At 72.1% G+C, this 20,595-nt stretch carries 19 protein-coding genes; 10 read left to right on the forward strand and 9 right to left on the reverse strand.

Annotated elements, in window-relative coordinates; all coding sequences use genetic code 11:
* Positions 1–8: 8 nt before the first annotated feature.
* The 3 genes from JOD66_RS05015 to JOD66_RS05025 are packed head-to-tail and all read right to left on the reverse strand — an operon-like array spanning position 9 to position 3,296.
* The gene (locus JOD66_RS05015) at positions 9–968 is read right to left on the reverse strand and encodes a DODA-type extradiol aromatic ring-opening family dioxygenase (protein ID WP_204835809.1); all 960 of its coding nucleotides are present in this window, start codon (positions 966–968) and stop codon (positions 9–11) included.
* Positions 961–2,478: an aldehyde dehydrogenase gene (locus JOD66_RS05020; RefSeq protein ID WP_204835810.1), complete on the reverse strand. Its 1,518-nt coding sequence runs from the start codon at positions 2,476–2,478 to the stop codon at positions 961–963. The genes JOD66_RS05015 and JOD66_RS05020 overlap by 8 nt, the downstream gene beginning before the upstream one ends.
* Positions 2,475–3,296: an acetoacetate decarboxylase family protein gene (locus JOD66_RS05025; RefSeq protein WP_204835811.1), complete on the reverse strand. Its 822-nt coding sequence runs from the start codon at positions 3,294–3,296 to the stop codon at positions 2,475–2,477. The genes JOD66_RS05020 and JOD66_RS05025 overlap by 4 nt, the downstream gene beginning before the upstream one ends.
* 133 nt (positions 3,297–3,429) lie before the next feature.
* Between JOD66_RS05025 and JOD66_RS05030 the strand changes: the two genes are divergently transcribed.
* Positions 3,430–4,710 (forward strand): cytochrome P450, encoded by a 1,281-nt coding sequence (locus JOD66_RS05030; protein WP_204835812.1) that lies wholly within the window; start codon positions 3,430–3,432, stop codon positions 4,708–4,710.
* Between the two features lie 189 nt (positions 4,711–4,899).
* Here JOD66_RS05030 and JOD66_RS05035 read toward each other — a convergent pair whose 3' ends face one another.
* Genes JOD66_RS05035 through JOD66_RS05050 form a run of 4 tightly spaced genes read right to left on the reverse strand, consistent with a single transcriptional unit; the run spans position 4,900 to position 9,776 of the window.
* A complete protein-coding gene (locus JOD66_RS05035; RefSeq protein ID WP_204835813.1) occupies positions 4,900–5,919 on the reverse strand; it encodes a Rieske 2Fe-2S domain-containing protein in 1,020 nt (339 codons plus the stop codon).
* Positions 5,920–5,930: 11 nt separating this feature from the next.
* Complete coding sequence (locus tag JOD66_RS05040; protein WP_204835814.1) at positions 5,931–6,899, reverse strand: PDR/VanB family oxidoreductase; 969 nt, start codon at positions 6,897–6,899, stop codon at positions 5,931–5,933.
* A gap of 29 nt (positions 6,900–6,928) precedes the next feature.
* On the reverse strand, positions 6,929–8,281 hold the full coding sequence (locus JOD66_RS05045; RefSeq protein WP_204835815.1) for a glutamine synthetase family protein: 1,353 nt from the start codon (positions 8,279–8,281) through the stop codon (positions 6,929–6,931).
* A gap of 37 nt (positions 8,282–8,318) precedes the next feature.
* Positions 8,319–9,776, reverse strand: a complete 1,458-nt coding sequence (locus JOD66_RS05050) for an APC family permease (RefSeq protein WP_204835816.1) — start codon at positions 9,774–9,776, stop codon at positions 8,319–8,321.
* A gap of 184 nt (positions 9,777–9,960) precedes the next feature.
* Here JOD66_RS05050 and JOD66_RS05055 point away from each other — a divergent pair, with 184 nt between their 5' ends.
* Positions 9,961–10,467: a MarR family winged helix-turn-helix transcriptional regulator gene (locus JOD66_RS05055; protein WP_204835817.1), complete on the forward strand. Its 507-nt coding sequence runs from the start codon at positions 9,961–9,963 to the stop codon at positions 10,465–10,467.
* 4 nt (positions 10,468–10,471) lie between these two features.
* Here the strand turns inward: JOD66_RS05055 and JOD66_RS05060 are convergent, their stop codons facing one another.
* Together JOD66_RS05060 and JOD66_RS05065 are read right to left on the reverse strand one after the other, a co-directional pair.
* Entirely contained in the window at positions 10,472–11,191 is a 720-nt protein-coding gene (locus JOD66_RS05060; RefSeq protein WP_204835818.1) for a gamma-glutamyl-gamma-aminobutyrate hydrolase family protein, read from the reverse strand.
* A complete protein-coding gene (locus tag JOD66_RS05065) occupies positions 11,188–12,813 on the reverse strand; it encodes an amidase (RefSeq protein ID WP_204835819.1) in 1,626 nt (541 codons plus the stop codon). The genes JOD66_RS05060 and JOD66_RS05065 overlap by 4 nt, the downstream gene beginning before the upstream one ends.
* A gap of 200 nt (positions 12,814–13,013) precedes the next feature.
* Here JOD66_RS05065 and JOD66_RS05070 point away from each other — a divergent pair, with 200 nt between their 5' ends.
* From JOD66_RS05070 to JOD66_RS05105, 8 genes are all read left to right on the forward strand, one after another.
* Positions 13,014–14,072: a helix-turn-helix transcriptional regulator gene (locus JOD66_RS05070; protein ID WP_204835820.1), complete on the forward strand. Its 1,059-nt coding sequence runs from the start codon at positions 13,014–13,016 to the stop codon at positions 14,070–14,072.
* A gap of 117 nt (positions 14,073–14,189) precedes the next feature.
* Positions 14,190–15,323, forward strand: coding sequence for a histone deacetylase-like amidohydrolase (locus JOD66_RS05075; protein WP_204835821.1), 1,134 nt, complete (start codon positions 14,190–14,192; stop codon positions 15,321–15,323).
* Between the two features lie 29 nt (positions 15,324–15,352).
* On the forward strand, positions 15,353–16,375 hold the full coding sequence (locus tag JOD66_RS05080) for a sugar ABC transporter substrate-binding protein (RefSeq protein WP_204835822.1): 1,023 nt from the start codon (positions 15,353–15,355) through the stop codon (positions 16,373–16,375).
* A 5-nt stretch (positions 16,376–16,380) separates the two neighbouring features.
* Positions 16,381–17,886: a sugar ABC transporter ATP-binding protein gene (locus JOD66_RS05085; protein WP_204835823.1), complete on the forward strand. Its 1,506-nt coding sequence runs from the start codon at positions 16,381–16,383 to the stop codon at positions 17,884–17,886.
* Positions 17,883–18,878, forward strand: coding sequence for an ABC transporter permease (locus JOD66_RS05090; protein WP_204835824.1), 996 nt, complete (start codon positions 17,883–17,885; stop codon positions 18,876–18,878). Before JOD66_RS05085 ends, JOD66_RS05090 begins: the two co-directional genes overlap by 4 nt.
* Positions 18,879–18,917: 39 nt before the next feature.
* Entirely contained in the window at positions 18,918–19,640 is a 723-nt protein-coding gene (locus JOD66_RS05095) for a helix-turn-helix transcriptional regulator (RefSeq protein ID WP_204835825.1), read from the forward strand.
* A gap of 13 nt (positions 19,641–19,653) precedes the next feature.
* Complete coding sequence (locus JOD66_RS05100) at positions 19,654–20,412, forward strand: class I SAM-dependent methyltransferase (protein WP_204835826.1); 759 nt, start codon at positions 19,654–19,656, stop codon at positions 20,410–20,412.
* Positions 20,402–20,584: a hypothetical protein gene (locus JOD66_RS05105; protein WP_204835827.1), complete on the forward strand. Its 183-nt coding sequence runs from the start codon at positions 20,402–20,404 to the stop codon at positions 20,582–20,584. The genes JOD66_RS05100 and JOD66_RS05105 overlap by 11 nt, the downstream gene beginning before the upstream one ends.
* Positions 20,585–20,595: the final 11 nt, after the last annotated feature.

The raw sequence follows: 20,595 nt of genomic DNA on the forward strand, positions 1-20,595 counted from the left end.
CGGTCGGCTCAGCCGGCGGCCGGCACGTCGGCGCCGGCGCCGCTCATCTGGCGCACGTAGTCGGGGTCGGTGGGCGTGGGGTGGGCGGCCGGGAAGCCACCCTCGGGACGGTCGAACCACAGATGCACCTGGCCGGTGCCGACGGAGTTCTCGTACTCGCCGTACTGACGGCCGGGGGCGGTGCAGTCGCCCTCGCCCAGCGCCCCGATCATCATCAGGTAGTGCTGGAAGCGGGCCTCGGGCTTGAACTTGTAGAACTCGTCCATGGTGTCGAGCACCCGGGCGTGGTCGCCCTCCTTGAACCACGCGATCCGCTCGGCGTCGGCGGCCGCGGCCTCGGGCGTGAAGATGTGCTCGGCGCCCGCGGCCTCGTGGTCGCGCAGCTGGCGCAGGCCCCAGAAGGTGTGGGACATGGCGCCGGACGCGATGAGCAGGACCTTGCGGTCGGACTCGGCGATGGCCGCGCCGAGGGCCCGGCCCAGCCGCAGCGCGTCCTCGCCGTCGGCGGTCTGGCACACGCCGATCGAGATCCACCTCTTGTCGGGCAGGCCCTGGCCGAGGTACTCCCACACATTGGTCGTGGCGTAGAAGATCGGCAGGCTGTGGTCGTCGATCGCGGTGATCCACGTGGAGTGCTCGGGCGCCTTGCTCGCGATCAGGCGCGCCAGCTCGGGGTCGCCCGGGAAGTCGTAGTGACGACGGCACATCCCCCGAGGCAGCTCCTCGGAGGTGAACAGGCCGCTGCGGCGGTCCTGCGCGGTGACCACCCACTCGACGGTGGTCGCCCAGTGGGAGTCGAGCACCACCACGGTGTCGTAGTCGAGCACGTCGAAGACGTCGCGACGCAGCTGCCGCAGCCCGGAGACCAGGGTGCTGTCCTCGCCGTTGTTGAGCTCGCGCCGGATCTCCTCCGGCAGCACGATCGTGGGGACGTGCGCGATCAGGCCCGCGCCGACGACCTCACCCATCGGTCTCACCTTCCTCTCCGGTGCCGGCGTCCGTCCAGCCGGTCGGCGAGAAGACGCTGTTCTTGATGTCGGTGTAGAAGTCGAAGGACCAGATCCCGCCCTCGCGGCCGATGCCCGACTTGCCGTTGCCGCCGAAGGGGGCGTTGAGGTCGCGCACGAAGAAGCAGTTGACCCACACCGTGCCGGCGTCGAGGGCCGCGGACACCCGCTCGGCGCGGTCGCGGTCGCCGGTGACGATGGTGGCGGCGAGGCCGAAGGGGGTGTCGTTGGCCAGCGTGACGGCCTCCTCCTCGGTCTCGAAGGTGCTGATCGTGACGACCGGGCCGAAGACCTCCTCGGTCATGATCTCCGAGTCCTTCTTGGCACCGACCAGGATCGTCGGGCGGAAGTAGAGCCCACCCAGCTCCTCGTTGGGACCGCCGCCCAGCAGCGGCTCGGCACCGTCGGCGAGGGCCCGCTCGACGAAGCCGGAGATCTGCTCGAAGTGACGCCGCGAGATCAGCGCGGAGACGTCGGTGCTCTCGTCGCGGGGATCGCCCTGGTTGAGCTTGGCGGCGCCCTCGACGACGCGGCGGGTGAACTCCTCGGCCAACGAGGAGTGCACGTACATCCGGGCCGCCTTGAGGCAGACCTGGCCGGCGTTGTCGAACTGCTCGACGGCGATCTCGACGGCGAGGTCGAGGTCGGCGTCCTCGAAGACGAGGAGCGGCGACTTGCCGCCGAGCTCGTAGGACAGGGGCACGATGTTGGTGGCCGCGGCCTTGGCGATCACGCCGGCGGTCGGGACCGAGCCGGTGAACGCGAGCCGGTTGATGCCCGGGTGCGCGGTCAGCGGGGCACCCGCCTCGGCACCGGTGCCCTGGACGACGTTGAACACCCCGGCGGGCACGCCCGCCTCGTGCATGATGTCGGCCAGCAGGCTGGCGGTGAGCGGCGCCCACTCGGGCGGCTTGACGACGATCGTGTTGCCGGCCGCCATGGCCGGACCGATCCGCCAGGTCGCGAGCATCAGCGGGGCGTTCCACGGCGTGATGATCGCGACCACGCCGGCGGGGTCGTAGGTGACCCGCTCGCGGTGGCCGCGGCCCGGGACCTCCAGGTCGGGGTGGCCGAGCTGGTGCTCCGCGAAGTCGGCGAAGGCCCGGAAGTTCATCGCGACGCGCGGCATCACGCCGCGGCGGTGGCTGCGGATCAGGGAGCCGTTGTCGCGGGTCTCGACCCGGGACAGGTCCTCGACCCGGGCCTCGATCCCCTCGGCGACGCGACGCAGGATCGCGCTGCGCTCGGCGACGGGCAGCGCCGCCCACGCCGGGAAGGCCGCGCGGGCGGCGGCGACGGCGGCGTCGACCTCGGCCGACGTACCGGCGGCGACCTCGGCGATCGGCTGCTCGTCGATCGGCGAGATGTCGGTGAAGGTGGCCGCGGACGCGACCCGCTCGCCACCGATCCAGTGGCGGGTGTCGACCTGGACGCCGTCGACGTCGACCAGGTAGTCGGTGGTCCCGGTCATCGCGCGGCCTCCCAGACGCCGTCGGTGCTCGTGGCCAAGGTCGAGCCGCCGTCCCACACGACGCCGACCTGGCGGTAGTAGCCGCCGATGACCTCCTGGACCTCGAGCCGGTGCAGCTCCTCGGTCGGCGACTCGAACAGCTCGAGCTCGACGTCACCGGAGTACGCCGGCCCGGCCTCGAACGAGCTGGAGCCCGAGGCGATCAGCTCGGCGTACGCGTCCGGACCGCCCTTGGCGATGCCCGGGTAGACGCGGTGGTGGGCCATCGGGTGGCCGTTGACGAAGCCGTTGGTGGGCGACTCCTCGGTGAGGGTCAGCACGGCCTGGGCCAGGCGCCGGTCGCCGGCGGCGAGGGTGGCGCCGAAGACGCCGCCGGGCGCGACCTGCGGGGCGGCGTGGGCGAAGGGGTGCGGGCGGGTCTGCCACATGGAGCCGAGCTTCTTGGGATAGCCCTGGTGCATGCCGCGGGCGATCGCGAAGTCCTTGTCGACCCAGATGTAGACGCAGCGGGAGTAGGTCACGCCCTCGTAGGCGCACCGGACGACGACGAACGCCTCCTTGTACTGCGAGCGCACCGGGTCCAGCAGCTCCTCGCGGGTGCCGGAGCAGGACTGCCAGTCGGCCCAGATCAGCGCCACGGCACCCGGGTCCTCCGGGGCGAGCTCGAGCGGGGCGGGCAGCAGCTCGGCGACGCGGGCCGGGTCCGTGCGGTACTCCACCGTCAGCAGGTCGCCCGAGTAGTACCACGGCGGCGACGGGATCAGCGATGACTGGCCGGTCGCGGTGCGGGGGAAGAAGAACCCCTTCATGTCGTTCATCGGGCCTCAGCTCCGGTCGAGGATGTGCAGGTCGTTCGGATCCGTACGATAGCCACCCGCGGAGCGAAAGACCACCCTTGCGCCGGACATTTTCGAGGGATATTGTTCGGATCCGAACGATCTACCTGAACGGATGGAGAACGCCGTGGACAAGCCGCCGTACGTCCCGCTGGCCGACGTCGACCTGGTCGACCTCGACCGCTTCGCCGGGCCCGAGGCCTGGGGCATGCTCGACACCCTCCGCAAGGAGGCGCCGGTCTTCTGGCAGCGCGAGACCGACGGCGGCCACGGCTTCTGGGCCGTCACCAAGCACGCCGACATCTGCGAGGTCGACAAGGACCCCGAGACCTTCACCTCCACCAACTTCGTGAACCTCGAGGAGGTCGAGCCGGAGCTGCAGGAGGCCCGCCGCTCCATCCTCGAGATGGACGGCCTGCGCCACCGCGCGCTCCGCAAGCTCATCTCGCGCGAGTTCAGCCGGCCGAACCTGATGCGCAACTACGAGGAGCTGCTGCGCGACATCACCCGCACCACCGTCGACGCCGCCCTCGCCAAGGGCGAGTTCGACTTCGTCGAGGACGTCAGCGCCGACTTCCCGATCCAGGTGCTGGCCCGGCTGCTCGACGTACCCCAGGAGAAGACCGGCCAGCTCATCGACTGGGGCAACGAGATCATCGGCTTCTCCGACCCCGAGCACGCGCGTGTCCTCATGTCCGACGCCGAGAGCGAGCAGTACAAGCACCTGCCGTTCCGCTCCCCCGTCTCCCAGGAGGTCTTCGACTACGGCCGCGAGCTCGCCGCGAGCCGGCGCGGCGGAGAAGGGACCGACCTGGTCAGCCAGCTGGTCAACAAGATCCCCGAGGACGGCCAGGCCATGACGGCCTCGGAGTACGACTCGTACTTCCTGCTGCTCGTCGTCGCCGGCAACGAGACCACCCGCCACACCATCACCCACTCGATGCTCGCCCTCATCGAGCACCCCGAGCAGCTCGCCAAGCTCCAGGCCGACCCGTCGCTCATCCCCGACGCCGTCGAGGAGTTCCTGCGCTGGGCCTCCCCCGTCTACCACTTCCGCCGTACGGCGACCCGCGACATCGAGCTCAACGGCCAGGAGATCAAGGAGGGCGACAAGGTCGTCATGTGGTTCGCCTCCGGCAACCGCGACGAGGAAGTCTTCGAGAACCCCTACGACTTCGACGTGACCCGTCGCAACATCGACCACGTGACCTTCGGCAAGGGCAGCCCGCACCTGTGCATGGGCAACAACCTGGCCCGGATGGAGATCCGGCTGATGTTCGAGGAGCTGATCCCCCGGCTCGCCTCGATCGAGCTGAACGGCGAGGTGCGGCGGGTGCGCAGCAACTTCGTCAACGGGATCAAGACGCTCCCGGTCAAGGTCGTCACCAAGGACTGACGCCGGGACCGGCAGCGGACCGGCGCACATCGGCGGGGATCGGATGAAACTGGTTCATCCGATCCCCGCCGTCGTCTCTGCTCGCCTGAGCACTCACCCCGCGGGCAACCGGCGGAGCGCAGGAGGCAGGGGGTTGGCGGACCGAGCCCCCTCGGTCGCGGCGGTCGCAGCGGAACTCCGCCGCCCCGCTCAGCCCTCGTCCGCCACCAGCCGCCGCAGGATCTTGCGCACCTGCAGCGCCGCGAGGTCGGCGGCGACGTTGACGTCCTCGCCGTACCCGTCGCGGTCGATGACCTGCTGCATGGTCTCCAGGATCTTGCGGACCTTGAGGTAGTACGACTCGAAGATCGGCCGCAGCGCCTCGGAGGCCTCGGAACCGGGCGCGAAGTTGCGGCTGACCCGCCACAGGTGGCGGGTGTGGCGGTCGTCGACGGGGGTGACGGCGTGGGTGAACCGGAAGGTCTGGGTCCCGCCCTCGGCGGCCGGAACCAGCACGTCCCAGCGGTCGGCCCACAGGCCGGGGGCGAGGAAGGCGCCCTCCTCGCGCTGCGGGTACGCCGCCGTGGCGGACGCGCCGGAGATCTTGGCCTGCCACTCGGGCATCGGCGCGGCGGGCCAGTCGCGGTGGAAGTGGACCGTGGTCTCGGTGAGCTCCACCTCGAGCGCCGGGGCGACGCCGGTGAGCGCGGGCGGGGAGATGACCGGGTCGACGACGGCGACGTGGGTGATGTCGGCGAAGTTGTCGTGGAGCAGGCCGACGCCGGCGGCGGTCTCCCACCCACCACCGAAGGTCTCCCATGCGGGATCGGTCAGCCATGGCGTCGAGACCGGGGAGCGCAGCGTGGCGAGGGACGGCTCGCCGAGCCAGACCCAGATCAGGTCGCCCTCCTCCACCACCGGGTACGACGGCACCCGGGCGCCGTAGGGCACCTGGGCCTGGGAGGGGACCCGGACGCAGGCGCCGGTGCGGTCGTAGGCGAAGCCGGAGTACCCGGAGACGATGGTGTCGCCGTCGACGTGCCCGAGGCTGAGCGGGTAGGGCCGGTGGGCGTCGCGGTCGCCGAGCGCGGCGACGGAGCCGTCGCCCGTCCGGAACAGGACGACGGGCCGGTCGAGCGCGCGGGTGCCGAGGGGCGCGATCCCGAGGTCGGCGGACGCCGCGAGGGCGTACCAGGCGTTGCGCGGGTAGCCGGTGCTGCGGTCTCTCATCTCGGGCTCCCTCACAGATCGAGTGTCAGGCTCGCGCCACGGCAGCGGGAGACGCAGATCATCATGAACTCGTTGGACTCCTTCTCCTCCTCGTTGAGGATGGAGTCGCGGTGCTCGACGTCGCCGTCGACCACCTCGGTCTCGCAGGTGCCGCAGACCCCCTCCAGGCAGGAGCCGACGACGCTGACGCCGGCCTCGCGGCAGACCTCGAAGATCGACCTGTCGGCGGGCACCTCGAGGGTCAGTCCCGAGCGCTGGAGGACCAGCTCGAACGCCGAGTCCTGCTCGTCGGCGCCGGGCGCCTTGGCCGAGAAGCGCTCCAGGTGGAGGCTGCCGGCCGGCCAGGAGGCGGCGCAGCGCTCCTCGACCGCGTCGAGCAGCCCGGTCGGACCGCAGGTGTAGACCAGTGTGCCCGGCTCGGGCGTGCCGAGCAGCGCGTCGAGGTCGGGGAAGCCGACCTCGTCCTGGGGCAGCAGGGTCACCTTGTCGCCGTACGCCGCGAGCTCGTCGAGGAAGGCCATCGAGGAGCGCGAGCGGCCGCCGTAGACCAGCCGCCACTCGGCGCCCGCGGCCTCGGCCTCGGCGATCATCGGCAGCATCGGCGTGATGCCGATGCCGCCGGCGAGGAAGAGGTAGCGCGGCGAGGCGACCAGCGGGAAGTGGTTGCGCGGTCCGCGCACCCGGACCGTCGCACCTTCGCGCAGCTCGGCGTGCACGGCCTTGGAGCCGCCCCGGCTGTCGGGTGCGCGGAGCACGCCCACGCGATAGCTGCTGGTGTCGGCGGGACTGCCGCACAGGGAGTACTGGCGGACCAGGTCCTCCCCCAGCACCAGGTCGACGTGGGCGCCGGGCGTCCACGGCGGCAAGGGCGTGCCGTCGGCGGTGGCCAGCGTCAGCGCCACCACGTCGGTCGCGGCCTCCACGGCGGCGACCACCGTCAGGTCCGCCTCGAACTCGCGGACGATCGGTTGCGTCGTCACGGGTCTGTCTCCCCTCTGCGCCGACCACCTCACAGGTGGTAGGCGTACTCCCGGAACTCCCAGTCGGTCACGAACTGCCCGAACCGCTCGAGCTCGTTGCGCTTGTAGGCGACGAAGGTCTCGACGAACGCCGGCCCGAGCAGGTCGGCGAGGTCCTTGTCCTCCTCGAGCGCGTCGATGGCGGTGCCGAGGTCGGCCGGCAGCCGGTCGGCCTTGGTCGGGTCGTAGCCGTAGCCCTCGAGCTTGTCGGGCGGGGTCAGCTTGTCGCGGATCCCGAGGTACGCCGCCGCGAGCAGGCTGGCGACGGCCAGGTACGGGTTGGCGGACGCGTCGCCGAGGCGCAGCTCCATCCGCGAGGCGCGGCCGCGCTCGGGCGGGATCCGGACCATGGCGCTGCGGTTGTCGAGGCCCCAGTCGACCAGCCAGGGCGCGAGGGTGTCGGGCCCGAAGCGCTTGTAGGAGTTGATCGTCGGGTTGTGCAGCGCGGCGAGCGCCGGGGCATGGGCGAGCACGCCGGCGATCGCGGCCCGGCCGACCTCGGACAGCCCGTCCGCGCCGTTCGGGTCGTCGAAGAGCGGCTTGCCGTCGGCGTCGACGGTGCTGAAGTGGATGTGGAAGCCGGAGCCGCCCTCGTCGTTGAACGGCTTGGCCATGAAGGTCGCCAGCTTGCCGCGGCGGCGCGAGATCTCCTGCACGGCCGCCTTGAACCGGAACGCCCGGTCGGCGGCGTCGAGGGCGTCGGAGTGCCACAGGTTGATCTCGAACTGACCGCCCGAGAACTCGTGGTTGGCGGCCACCACGTCGAGGCCGTACGCCGACAGCTCGCGCAGCGACGCGAGCAGGGTGTTCTCGGGGTCGCCCTTGAGGCCCGAGACGTAGACGTTGCCGGTGGCGTCGCCGTACCGCCGCCAGCCGTTGGGCTTGGTCTCGTCCTCCTCGAGGACGTAGAACTCCAGCTCCGGGCCGACGACCGGCTGCATGCCGAGCTCGGCGAAGCGGTCGACGACGCGCTTGAGCACCTGCCGCGGGCTCTCCTCCGACGGCGAGCCGTCGGGGTTGTAGACGTCGCCGATGACGTGCGCCACGCCCGGCTCCCACGGCACGGCCCGCGCCGTCGCGAGGTCCGGTACGACGACGATGTCGGGCAGCCCCGCCGACAGCCCGCCCGCGATGTCGATGACGTCGCCCATCGGCGAGGTCGCGTAGACCGAGCGGCAGAACGCGACCCCGTCCCCGACGGTGCGGTCGAACCGGTTGGCCAGCACGTCACGGCCGCGCTCGGTGCCGATCAGGTCGCTGTAGCCGATCCGGACGACGTCGATCCCGTCCTCCGCGAACTGCTGGGCAGCCGCGCGCAGGGCGTTCTCGTCGATGTGCTCCACGGTCAGTCTCCGTTCGTCGTGCTCTGCTGAACCATCATCAGCCGATGGCGGGGTCGGTGGCGAGGTGGTCGTCGAAGCGCTCGAGGTCGCTGTTGAGGCCGTCGTAGATGTCGGGGCGCCGGCTCTTGAGGTAGAGCGCCTGGGCGACGCCGACGACGAGCGCCAGCACGAGCAGCCACGGCAGGCTGGTGATCACCTTCTCCGTCGAGCCGGCGACCACGTCGAAGTGGGTGACGGCCATGACGACGATGAAGACCAGGCCGACGAAGCCGATGCCGGGCGCGATCAGGGTGCTCCCGATGCGGGGGTCGGCGCTGCGTCGGAAGTGGACCACGATGGAGAGCGCGGCGAGCGCCTGCAGCACCACGATGGCCAGCGTGCCGAAGCCGAGCATGGCCGGGACGACCTGCAGGATCGGGTCCAGGTCGAGCACCCGGAACAGCAGTGCGACAGCCAGCGCGAAGCCGGCCTGGAGGGTCCCGGCGAGCACCGGGGAGCCGCCGGCGCTGGTGCGGGACAGGGCCTGGGGCAGCACCCGCGCCCGGCCGAGGGAGAACAGGTAGCGGGTGGCGGAGTTGTGGAAGGCGAGCATCGCGGCGAAGAGGCTGACGAGCAGCAGCACCATCATCACCTTCATCATGAACTCGCCGAGGTACTCGGCGCCGAGGCTGAACACCAGGTCGCCCGCCTCGAGGTGGTCGATGCTGGTCTGCTGGGCCTCCGCGACCCCGGTCGCGCTGACGACGGCCCAGGTGGTGACGGCGAGCAGCAGGCCGATGATCGTGATGGCGAGATAGGTCGCCCGCGGGATCGTCTTGAGCGGGTTCTTCGCCTCCTCGCTGAACAGCGAGGTGGCCTCGAAGCCGAGGAAGCCGGTGCCGGCCAGCAGCAGGCCGATGGAGAGGGAGCCGGAGGTGATCGCGTCACCGGAGAAGGCGGAGAAGTCGTAGCCGTGCTTGAACAGCACCGCGACGTCGAAGATCACCAGGATCGAGGTCTCGAGCACCAGGGAGACGCCGAGGACCTTGGAGCTGAAGTCGATGCCCCGCACGGCCATCAGGTAGGCCACCACCATGGACAGGCCACCCCAGAGGAACCAGTTCATCGAGAAGCCGAACAGGAAGTCGATGAGCACCATCATGAAGAAGCCGCTGGTGCCGATGGTGCCGACGACGAAGAAGTTGTAGCCGAGCGTGGCGATGTAGCCGGCCGCGAGACCGGCGGGGCGGCCCAGGCCCTTGACCACGAAGGCGTAGAAGCCGCCGGCGTTGACCAGCTGGCTGGACATCTTGCCGTAGCCGATCGCGAAGAGCAGCAGGATGGCGGCCACCGCGAGGAAGGAGAACGGCGCGCCGCCCCCGTTCCCGAAAGCGATCGCGAGCGAGGCGACCACGACCATGCCGGTCAGTGGCGCCACCGCGGCCAGGACCAGGAAGACGATCGCCCCGACGCCGAGCGTGTTCCTGCGGAGAGTGGTGTTGACGGTGTCCGACATCGGGACTCCTTCGCTGTACGCGCGGCCGGGGCCGGCGGTCACCGGCACCCTTTCGCCGGATCGTTCGGATCCGTACGATAACCACAATGTGACCCAGGGCACCAGACCCTCGGAGGAGGTTTTCCGAAGAATGTTTGCTCCCAAACGATCTACGGCGACCGAGGCGATCGCTACGCTGAGCCGCATGCCGGACCGCCACACGCTCGAGGAGACCGAGCGCGCGATGAAGGACCACGTGGGAGCCCTCCCCCTGGACTTCGCCGCCGCGAACGCCCTGTCCAACCTGTTCCGCGCCGCCAACGCGGTGCGCAGCGAGCTGACCAACCGGGTGCTGCGCCAGCACGACATGACCTGGACCGGGTTCGTCGTGCTCTGGGTGGTGTGGATCTGGGACGGCATGGAGACCCGCCATGTCGCCGAGTCGGCCGACATCTCCAAGGCCACCCTCACCGGGGTCGTCAAGACCCTCGAGGCCCGCGGCCTGATCGCGCGCGAGGGCGACGACAACGACCGGCGCCTGGTCCGGCTCCGGCTGACCCCCGAGGGGATCAGCCTGATGGAGCAGATCTACCCCGAGTTCAACGCCGTCGAGTCCGAGATCATCGGCCAGCTCTCCGAGCGCAAGGTCAGCACCTTCACCAAGACCCTGCGCGAGGTCGTCAACGCGGTCGAGGGCCAGCACGAGGACTAGGACGCTAGACCAGCGCCCGCTGCCGCGCCGCCTCGACCAGGGCGCGGAACAGCCCGGCCTGGGCCGGGTCGGTGGCCGCGGTGTCCTCGGGGTGCCACTGCACGCCGAGGTACCAGCCCTGGGCGCCGGCGAGCTCGACGGCCTCGATCACGCCGTCGGCCGCGTGCGCCACCGCCCGGAGACCGGCGCCGAGCCGGCCGATGCCCTGGTGGTGGTAGCAGGAGATGCTCGGCGTGGTCCCGACGATGCCGGCGAGCACCGCGTCCGGCTCGACGGCGATCTCCTGCACGACGTGCCGGTGGGTGCGCTCGCCGAGGTCCTGCACCAGGTCGCCGCCGAGGGCCACGTTGACCACCTGGGTGCCGCGACAGATCGCGAGCAGCGGCAGGCCGGTGCCGAGGGCGTGCCGCGCGACGGCGAGGTCGAAGGCGTCCTGCTCCTCGTCGACGTCGTACTCCGTCGCGTGCGCCTGCTGCCCCGCCCAGCGGGCGGCCAGGTCACCCCCGCCGGGCAGCAGCACCCCGTCGGCGTACCACAGCCGGGCGGCGACCTCGGCGTCGTCGACCACGGCACCCGGGGCGACCGGGTGCACGACGAGCGGCTCGCCGCCGGCGGCGTACACCGCCTCGGCAAGGGCCCGCGCGGTGACGTCGGCACGATAGCGCAGCGCCGACGCGGACTCCGAGAAGCGCGCCGGGAGGGCGATCAGCGGACGGCGGCTCATGGCGCGATCAGGGCGGGCGGGTGGTCCTCGACGAAGCGCGTCGCGCGCTCCCACGCGGCGGCGAGCTCGATGACGCCGGCGTCGTCGTGGTTGCGGCCGATGACCTGCAGCCCGATCGGGAGTCCCGACGGCCCGAAGCCGGCCGGCATGGCGAGGGTCGGCGCGCCGAGCAGGGTGCCGATCGCGGTGACCTCCATCCAGCGATGGTAGGTCGACATCGCCACGCCCTCGATCTCCGTGGGCCAGTGGAGGTCGGCGTCGAAGGGCATCACCTGGGCGGTGGGGAGCAGCACGTAGTCGTACTTCTCGAACAGCACCCGGAACGCGTTGTAGAGCCCGGTGCGCTTGACCGAGGCGTTCCACACGTCGAGCCCGGAGAGCGCCGGGTTGCCGTCGGCGCCGGTGAGCAGGCCCTCGATCTCGTAGACCGCCTCCGGCTTGAGATGGGGCCGCCACGCGGGGTTGTCGTAGACGGGCTTGTTGAGCCCACCGCTGATCCAGTGCCGGAACACCAGCCAGGTCGGCCACAGGTCGGCGTTGCCGGCGAAGCCGGGGCCGCTCGGCAGCCCGTCGAGCCGGTCGACGCTGGCGCCCAGCGCGCGCATCCGGTCGACCGCGGCGCCGGTCACCGCCAGCACCTCGGGCTCCATCGGGAGGTAGCCGCCGAGGTCGCCCAGCCAGGCGAGCCGCACGCCGCGCAGGGACGAGCGGCGCACCGTGGCCAGCGGCTCCGGGTCCTGCTCGATCGAGAGCGGCGCGCGGACGTCGTAGCCGGACATGGTGGCGAGGAGCAGCGCGAGGTCGCGGGCGTCGCGGGCGATCGGGCCCTCGGTGCCGCCCTGCTGGACGAACTGCTCGTTCCCGGCGCCCGGCACCCGGCCGTACGACGGCCGCAGGCCCAGCACGTTGTTCCACCCCGGCGGGTTGCGCAGTGAGCCGAAGAAGTCGCTGCCGTCGGCGACGGGAAGCATCCGCAGCGCGACCGCGACGGCGGCGCCGCCGCTGCTGCCGCCGGCGGAGCGGCTCTGGTCATAGGCGTTGAGCGTCGTACCGAACACCTCGTTGTAGGTGTGCGACCCGAGCCCGAACTCCGGGGTGTTGGTCTTGCCGATGAAGATCGCACCGGCGGCTCGGACCCGCTCCACGAAGAGCGCGTCGGCCGCGGCCGGCGCGGCGGAGGGGACGCCGGGCCGGCCGAAGAAGCCGGCCGAGGTCGGCAGGCCCTTGACGTTGGCGAGGTCCTTCACGGCCTGCGGGAAGCCGTGCATCCAGCCCTGGTACCTGCCCCGGGCGAGCAGCCGGTCCTTCTCGGCCGCCTCGGCGAGCAGCTCAGCGCGGGGGCGGAGCCCGACGATCGCGTTGACGGCGGGGTTCACCGTGGCGATGTGGTCCAGGTAGGCCGTCATCACCTCGACGCAGCTGACCTTGCGCTGGCGGATCGCCGCCGACAGCTCGGCCGCCGACCACCACACGATGCGACGCAGGTCCCGGGGCCGCTTCACCGCGGGCCAGGTGACGTCGGGGGCGGCCGAGGCGGGCCCAGCGGAGGAGGCGAGGGCGCCGAGCGCGACGCCGGCGGCCGTGGCGCCGGCGACGATGCCGCGCCGAGAGACTGAGGTCATGGAGAGTGCGTTCCTTTCGACCCTTCACCGAGATCGTTTTGATACGAACGATCTTGTTCGGATCCGAACGTAAGTGACGGCGAGCACGTCCGCAAGACCCGTCCCGGGTTTCGGGAACGCGCCCCCGAAGCCTTGCCAGCCTCCGGCGCGGTCCCTACCGTGAGGAGCCGAACCGTCCCGTCCGTCACCGTGGGGGCAGCATGGCCGCACCCGTCTCGGATCGCCTGATCGACCTCCTCGGCGACCTGGCCGCCCTCGCCACACCCGACGAGGCGACGGCCGCCGTGCCCCGGCTGCTGGAGCGCCTGGCCGACGGACTCGGCGCCGCCGCGTGCCAGCTCGACACGACGCTCACCCACGCCGACGACCCGCGGACGCCGTCCTTCCAGACCGTCGCCTGCGTGGGCTACTCCCCCGAGGTCTCCCAGCATCTGTGCGCCGACCTGGCGCCGTCCGAGCACGGACAGCGGGTGCTCGCCGCGACCGGCGGCCTGCGGATCGACGAGGACGACCCCTACGACTTCCGCCGCTCCGCCCACTACCTCGACGTACTCCACCCCGCGGGCTACGACGACGGCATCTCCCTCGCGCTGCGCGACTCGGGCGCCCACCTGGTCGGCATGCTGCACCTGTCCGCGCGCAGCACCCGCGACTTCGCACCCGAGCTCGTCGGCGCGCTCCCGCCCCTGGGCCGCGCCTTCGCCCGGCTGACCACCGTGGCCACCTGCTCCACGCCCGACGTCACGCTGCCGCCCGAGTACGCCGTGGTCCGCGTCGACACCGCCGGACGGGCCAAGCCCGTGGTCGGCCGGGCCCCGCTGCACGTCGCCCTCGACGAGGAGCTGCTCGGCATCATCCGGTCGATCCTCGGCACCGGCACCCGGTTCGCGACCTTCCTGCACCAGCAGGCGGGCCGGCTGGTCGAGGTCCGGGTGCACTGCCCGTCGGGACGACCGGCGCCGCGCCAGCCCTGCACGGTCGCGACCCGGCCGGCGCTGTCCACGCTGGGGCTGACCCTGCGCCAGCTCGAGGTCCTCACAGCCGTGGCCACCGGCGCCGGCAACCGCGAGATCGCCGACGAGCTGTGCCTGACCCAGCGCACCGTCGCCGCCCACGTCGAGGCGATCCTGGCCCGGCTGGGCAGTCCGTCCCGGGCGGGCGCGGCCGCGAAGGCGACCGCCGCGGGCGTGCTGCTGCCCTCGGCCGACCCGGCCTCGGTGCGCTCGCTGACCCGGGTGCTGCCGCAGCCGATCCGCTGACCTCGCGGTCGTTCGGGTCCGAAGATTGGCAATTCTGCCAATGACCCAGGTCACACCGCGGTCCCACGATTGCGGGACCGCGCCGGAAGCACCGGCGCCGCACCCCTGGGAGGCGCGATGGCGACCGGCTACCTGTACCACGAGCTCTTCGGCTGGCACGACACCGGAACCAACGCGGGGCTGTTCCCCGCCGACCACCGGGCGGGCATCCAGCCGTTCCAGCACTTCGAGAACGCCGAGACCAAGCGCCGCATCCACGAGCTGGTCGTCGTGTCCGGAACCATCGACCGCCTCACCCGGCTCGAGCCGCGCAAGGCGACCGACGAGGAGATCCTCGCGGTCCACACCGAGGAGCACCTCGCCCGGATCGAGGCCGAGAGCGAGCAGCCCAAGGGCGGCGACTCCGGCGACGGGCTGAGCCCGTTCGGGCCGGGCGGCATCGAGATCGGGCGGCTCGCGGCCGGCGGCATGATCGAGGCCACCACCGCGGTCGTCGAGGGCCGGGTCGACAACGCCTACGCGCTGATCCGGCCGCCGGGCCACCACGCCGAGCCCGAGACCGGCCGCGGCTTCTGCATGTTCGGCAACCTCGCGATCGCGGCCCGGGCCGTGCGGCGTACCCACGGCGTCGGGCGGATCGCGGTCCTCGACTGGGACGTCCACCACGGCAACGGCACCCAGAAGACCTTCTGGGAGGACCCGGACACGCTGACCATCTCGCTGCACCAGGACCGGGTGTTCCCGCCCGACTCCGGCCTGGTCACCGAGCGCGGCGAGGGCGCCGGCTTCGGGTACGCCGTCAACGTGCCGCTCCCGCCGGGCACCGGTGGCGGCGGCTACCTCGCCGCGATCGACCGGGTCGTCGCGCCGGCGATCGACCGGTTCCGCCCCGACCTGATCCTGGTCGCGAGCGGCTTCGACGCCAACGCCACCGACCCGCTCTCGCGCCAGGCGCTGACCAGCAGCGACTACCGGGCGATGACCGAGCGGCTGCTCGACCTGGCCGCCACGCACTGCGACGGCCGGCTCGCGATGAGCCACGAGGGCGGCTACAACCCGGTGTACGTGCCGTTCTGCGGGCTCGCCGTGATCGAGGCGCTCGCCGGCGTGACCGAGCCGCTGACCGACCCCTACGAGCCGATCTTCGGCGGGATGGCCGGGCTGGAGCTGCAGCCGCACCAGAGCGCGGTCCTCGACCAGGTCGTGCCCCTCCTCGACGACATCCACGCCGGCACCCGCGCCGGGTCGTGACCCCTCCTCCTCCCGATCGGAGCACCACCATGAACGCAGTCGTGAAGAAGACGGTCGACCGGCGCAGCTTCCTCGCCTGGACCGGCGGCATCGGGGCCGCCGTCCTCGCCTCCGCCTGCAGCGCACCGTCCAGCACCAAGGCCTCCGGCGACAAGGTGGCCTCGTCCAGCAAGGACGTCGACACCGTCGCCTGGGACTACCCGTTCACCTTCCTGCCCGTCTACGCCGGCGTCGCGAAGTTCGCCAAGGAGCGCGCGAAGGAGAAGGGCGTCGCCCTCGAGCAGACCAACGACAACGGCAAGCCGGACGTCCAGGCGTCGAACCTGGACACGCTGATCGCCAAGAAGGTCCCGGCGATCGTGTCCTTCCCGATGGTCTTCGAGGCCTTGGAGACCCAGGCCTCGAAGGCCCTCTCGGCCGGCATCATCTGGGTGACCTACGGCGGCACGCTGAAGAACCAGAGCGCCTCGATCACCTTCAGCTTCGAGGAGGGCGGCCGCAAGCTCGGCGAGGACGCCGCCGCCTGGGCCAACCAGGCCCTCGGCGGCAAGGGCAAGGTGGCCTTCCTCGTCGACGACACCATCCAGCTCGGCATCGAGCGGACCAAGGGCATGATCGACGCCTTCACCAAGGCCGCGCCGGACATGGAGGTGGTGGGCCGCGAGCAGGCGATCGACCCCGACACCGCGCTGACCAAGACCAAGGCGATCCTCGCCAAGCACCCCGACGTCAACGTGGTCCTCGGCATCACCGACGGCGCGGCCTTCGGCGGCTACAAGGCGCTGGTCGAGTCGGGGCGCTCGGAGACCGACGCCAAGACGTACGTCGGCGGCCAGGACGGCGACCTGGGCTCGCTCGAGCTGATCAAGAAGGGCACCTTCTACCGGGCCTCCGCGGCGCTGCAGCTGCGCGACATCGGCAACGCGGTGATCGACGTGCCGCTGGCCGTGGCCGACGGCAAGAGCGACGCCGAGGCCAGCACCGACGTGCCGATCACGCTGGTCAAGCAGGGCGACGCGCTGCTCGACGAGATCATCGCGCAGTACGGCTGATCGCGATGACACTGCGGGTCACCGGGCTGCGCAAGTCCTTCGGCGGCGTGCACGCGCTGCGGGGTGTGGACCTCACCGTCGAGGCGGGTGAGGTGCACGCCCTGCTCGGCCACAACGGCGCCGGGAAGTCCACCCTGATCACGGCGCTGGGCGGGGCCTTCCACCCCGACGGCGGCACCATCGAGGTGGGCGGTCGCAGCTATGCGGGGCTCACCCCGCGGCAGTCGATCGACGCGGGCATCGCGATCATCTTCCAGCACCTCAGCCTGGTCGACTCGCTCTCGGTCGTGGACAACATCTTCCTCGGCCAGGAGCACCGCCGCCTGGGCGTGGTCGACCGGCGCAGCCAGCGCGAGGCGGCGCGGCGGCTGCTCGACCGGCTCGGGGCCACGTCCTCGATCGACAGTCGGGTCGGCGACCTGCCGATGGGACAGAAGCAGCTGGTCGAGATCGCCAAGGCCCTCTCGCGCGACCCGGTGGTGCTGATCCTGGACGAGCCGACCGCGGCGCTCTCCTCGCACGAGATCGGCGCCCTGGAGCGGACCGTCCGCTCGCTCCAGCAGCAGGGCCTGGCGATCTGCTACGTCACCCACCTGCTCGGCGAGGTCGAGCGGCTGGCCGACCGGATGACGGTGCTGCGCGACGGCCGGGTGCACGTGTCCACGACGCTGGCGGACAAGACCCGCCGCGACATCATCGAGGCGATCGCCGAGCCGCCGACCGACCTGCCGCCCGCCGGTCCGGTGCACGACGCCGACCCACCGCAGCTCGTGGTCCGCGGTCTCGCCGGGCCGGGCATCGGTCCGGTCGACCTCGAGGTCCGGCCGGGCGAGATCGTGGGGCTGTACGGCCTGATCGGCTCCGGTCGTACCCGCACCCTGGAGATGGTCTTCGGCCGGCGGGCCCGTCAGGGCTCGATCACCGTCGGCGGCCGGGAGGTACGCCGGGCGACGCCGCGCGCCGCGCTCGCCGCCGGCCTGGCCCTGGTGCCAGGCGACCGTGGCCGCCAGGGCCTGTTCGCCTCGCTGAGCGCGCTCGACAACGCCCTGCTCCCGGCGCAGGGGGTGCTCTCCCGGTTCGGGCTGCGCCGGCGCCGCGCCGAGGCCGAGGCCTTCGAGCGGCTCGCCGCCTCGCTCTCGGTGCACCCGGCCACCCCTGACGCGCCGGCCCGGGCCTTCTCGGGCGGCAACCAGCAGAAGCTGCTGCTCGGCCGGTGGGTCAACGGCATCCTGCCGACCACCGTGCTGCTGCTCGACGAGCCCACCCAGGGCGTCGACGTACGTGCCCGCCACGAGATCTACCAGGTGGTGCGCGCCATCGCCTCGGAGCGTCGTACGGCGGTCGTCTTCGCCTCCACGGATCCCGAGGAGGTCGTCGCCCTCGCCGACCGCGCGCTGGTCATGCACGAGGGCCGGGTGGTCCGCGAGCTGGCCGGCGCGGCCCTCGACGAGGACGCCCTGCTGCACGCGATCCACCAGTCCGACTCCGACCTCCAGGAGCACCTGTCATGACCTCCCTCCACCTGCGCCGGCTCGCGCGCTACCCGCTGATCCCGGTCATCGTCGTGATGGCGATCGGCTTCGAGCTCGCGACCGGCAGCTTCGTCGGCAGCCAGAACCTGCTCGGCATCGCCACCGACAGCGCGACCCTCGCGATCGTCGCCGTCCCCTCCGCGCTGCTCGTGATCAGCGGCTATCTCGACCTGTCGGTCGGCTCGACGTACGCGCTCGGCGCGGTGGCCGCCGGCTGGCTCGCCTCCGAGCACGGCGGCGGCCTGCTCACCTGCGTGCTGCTCTCCCTGCTGGCCGGGCTGGCGGTGGGCGCGGTGAACGGCTTCCTGTGCTGCGTCGTCGGACTCTCGCCGTTCATCGTCACGCTCGGCACCCTCACCGCCGTCCGGGGGCTCGCGCAGCAGTTCGCGCCGCTGCCCCTGACCGGCTTCGGCGACTCCTTCGCCTGGCTCGGTGGGGCGAAGGTCGCGGGCCTGCCGTCGCCCGTCGTGATCGCCCTGGTCGTGGTGCTCGTCGCCGGGGCGATCCTCGCGCTCACCCCGGTGGGGCGGCACATCTACGCGATCGGCGTCTCCCGTGAGGCGGCGTACCTGTCCGGCGTCCGGGTCCGCACCGTGCCCTTCGCGCTGTTCCTCGCCACCGGGGCCTGCGCGGCACTCGCCGGTGCGATCAAGGCATCGGTGCTCGGCGCCGTGCAGTCCGGTACGGCGGGCACCGGGTTCGAGCTCGCCGTGCTGACCGCGGTCCTGGTCGGCGGGGTCGCCCTCACCGGCGGGTCCGGAACACTGTTCGGGGTGGTGCTGGGAGTCGCCTTCCTCGGCATCCTGCAGAACGGGCTGACCCTGGTCGGCGTGCCCACCTTCTGGCAGCAGGTCGCCCAGGGTCTCGCGCTCGTCGTCGCCGCCGGGCTGGCCTACCTCGCACCGCGCCTGGAGGCGCTGGCCGCGGTGCGGCCGCCGACGCTCCGGCGAGCGGCGCCGGCCACGACCTGAGCCTCTTCCACCCAGCCTCGTCTGTTTTAGAATCGCGGGGTGGACCTGGTGAGCGCCTCCGGCGCCGTCGCGATCGGCGCGCTCGCCGACCCGACCCGGCGCGCGCTCTACGACTACGTCGCCCGCCAGCCCGACGCCGTCGGCCGCGACGCCACCTCCGCCGCACTCGGCATCGCCAAGCACACGGTGAGCTTCCACCTCGACCGGCTGGCCGAGGAGGGCCTGCTGGAGGTGGAGTTCCGCCGGCTCAGCGGGCGCAGCGGGCCGGGCGCCGGCCGGCCCAGCAAGCTCTACCGGCGCTCGGCCCGCGAGTTCGCGGTCACCCTGCCGCCCCGCCGCTACGACCTGGTCGGCGACATCCTCGCCGCCGCGGTCGGTCGGGCCGGCGCCGGTGAGGACCTCGACGCCGCGCTCGCGGCCGCGGCGCACGCCGAGGGACAGGCCGTCGGCGGCGCGGCCGCCGGTGCCGCCGGTGCCGCCGGGGTCGCCGCTCGCCCGGGACTGCCCGACCTGGCCTCGGTGCTGGCCGGCCAGGGCTACGAGCCTGCCGTCACCCCCGGCTCGGTGTGCCTGGCGAACTGCCCGTTCGACGCGCTCGCCCAGAAGCACACCGCCCTGGTCTGCGGCCTCAACCGGTCGTTCGTCCAGGGCGTGGCCGACGGCCTCGGCTGCGCCGGGGTCACCGCCCACCTCGAGCCCGATCCCCCGCACTGCTGCGTGACCGTGCGGGCCGATGGACACGCAGCCCCGAGCGGAGAATGATCGAGGCGTGGCCATGTTCGAGGTGGCAGACGCCTACATCAGCTTCATGGGCCGGTTCTCCACTCCCCTGGCCCCGCTCTTCGCCGACCTGGGCCTGGCCGGGGTCGCTCCGACGTCGGCCGTGCTCGACGTCGGCTGCGGTCCCGGGATGCTGACCGCCGAGCTGGTCCGCCGGCAGGGAGCCGCCCAGGTCAGTGCCGTCGACCCGGTCGGGAGCTTCGTGACCGCCGCCGCTGCCGCGCACCCCGGCGCCGTCGTACGCCAGGCGTCGGCGGAGTCCCTCCCCTTCCCCGACGATTCCTTCGACGCCACCCTCGCCCAGCTCGTCGTGCACTTCATGACCGACCCGGCGGCCGGCATCGGCGAGATGCGGCGGGTCACCCGCCCCGGCGGACGCGTGAGTGCGTGCGTCTGGGACCACGGTGGCGGCACCGGCCCGCTCTCGGCCTTCTGGGACGCGGTCCGCGTCGTCGCCCCCACCGTCCCCGACGAGTCCTCGCTCCCCGGCTCCAACGCCGGCGACCTCGCCGCGCTGCTGGTGGCGACCGGGCTGCACGAGGTCACCGAGGTCCCGCTCACCGTCGCCGTCACCTTCGCCTCCTTCGACGCCTGGTGGGAGCCCTACACCTTCGGCGTCGGCACCGCCGGCGTCGCCTTCGACGCACTGTCCCCCGAGCAGCAGGTGCGGGTGGTCGAGCTGCTGCAGGCCGAGCTCGGCGACGGGCCGTTCACCATGTCGGCCACCGCGTGGGCGGCGACCGGTGTCCGCTGAGGCTGACGACGCCGCCGGGCGGGCCGCCCTCGACCGCTGGATCCTGTCCGGAGGGCACTGGGAGGTGGTCGGCGAGCGTGACGGCCTGGCCACGGTCGCGCTGCTGACGTGTGACGGCGGGCAGGAGATGGAGCGGGTCGTCGTACCGGTGGCGGGGTTGCCGGGCTCCTGACCTCGACCTAC

It is taken from the genome of Nocardioides nitrophenolicus, from assembly GCF_016907515.1.
GTDB lineage: Bacteria > Actinomycetota > Actinomycetes > Propionibacteriales > Nocardioidaceae > Nocardioides > Nocardioides nitrophenolicus.